The sequence below is a fragment of the Vibrio viridaestus genome, assembly GCF_003856525.1.
Classification (GTDB): Bacteria; Pseudomonadota; Gammaproteobacteria; order Enterobacterales; family Vibrionaceae; genus Vibrio; species Vibrio viridaestus.
In genome coordinates this window covers 1-816 of the sequence record NZ_RJVQ01000054.1, presented here as the reverse complement: position 1 = coordinate 816, position 816 = coordinate 1, and the positions used below count along the sequence as shown (strand labels likewise).

At 48.0% G+C, this 816-nt stretch carries 3 protein-coding genes; all 3 read right to left on the bottom strand.

The window, feature by feature from the left end:
* Positions 1-282, bottom strand: a 282-nt coding sequence (locus tag EES38_RS21700; protein WP_208020500.1) for a metallophosphoesterase, incomplete at its 3' end; no start/stop codon positions are given.
* Positions 260-466 carry a phage NinH family protein gene (locus EES38_RS21695; protein ID WP_002901791.1) on the bottom strand — a complete coding sequence of 69 codons (207 nt, stop codon included), beginning with the start codon at positions 464-466 and terminating at the stop codon, positions 260-262. The genes EES38_RS21700 and EES38_RS21695, both read right to left, overlap by 23 nt.
* Positions 463-816 (bottom strand): recombination protein NinG (locus tag EES38_RS21690; RefSeq protein ID WP_208020499.1); only part of this gene is annotated, 354 nt, incomplete at its 5' end. The genes EES38_RS21695 and EES38_RS21690, both read right to left, overlap by 4 nt.

Here is an 816-nt window from a genome sequence, read left to right as displayed (position 1 = left end):
CAGCCAGTGATTAACGTTTCCACGCTCTGATAAGCCATCAATCATCATTTGCTCATGGTTTCCACGTACAGCTCTGAACCAGGGGAATGTGATTAATTCCAGGCATTCAACGTTCTCTGCACCACGATCAACCAAATCGCCCACCGAGATAAGCAGGTCTTTTTTGTTGTCGAATCCAATCGTATCCAGTTTGTTCATCAGGTTCGTGTAGCATCCGTGCAGATCGCCAACTACCCAAATATTTCGGTATTTGCTGCCATCAATTTTTTCGTAATAGCGCATCTCTTTCACTCCATCCGCGATGAACCATGAGAACGTCGTTGACGATGGCGTGCATTTTCCCGTCTTTATCATCAACGTATTTTCTGACCGTACCGCGACTACATTTCAGTCTGCGTGCTACTTCTGTCTGATTTCCGTATGTTTCAACGAGCATGTCTGGAATGGTTTTTACTGAGAACGTCATGCGGCCTCACTTCTGCTATTTCGCAGGTCTTTGAGTTTCTGTTGGTACTCTGCCTTGATCGCCTTGCACTCTTCGATAGTCCAGCGATGGCKGTTATGGTTTGATTCGATTTCGTCTACTGCTTCCTGCCCGATGCGGCTAATCAGTTCGACGCGATACGGAACGAGATTTCCGCTTTTGTGCTGGTTGCACACCACGCATTGCTTGTGAATATTGCGTTCATTAAATCGGAGTTGAGGTGCCGCAGCAGTTGTCCGGTAATGTCCGGCATCCCACTGAGCAGACGTGAGCGTTCCGCACGAGATACATGGTAAGTCGCGGTCTCTTTCTCTGATGAAGGCGTTTACGGC

What these genes read in the sequence shown, in the direction of transcription:
- EES38_RS21695 (WP_002901791.1), bottom strand. Translation starts at nt 466, where the DNA reads ATGACGTTCTCAGTAAAAACCATTCCAGACATGCTCGTTGAAACATAC.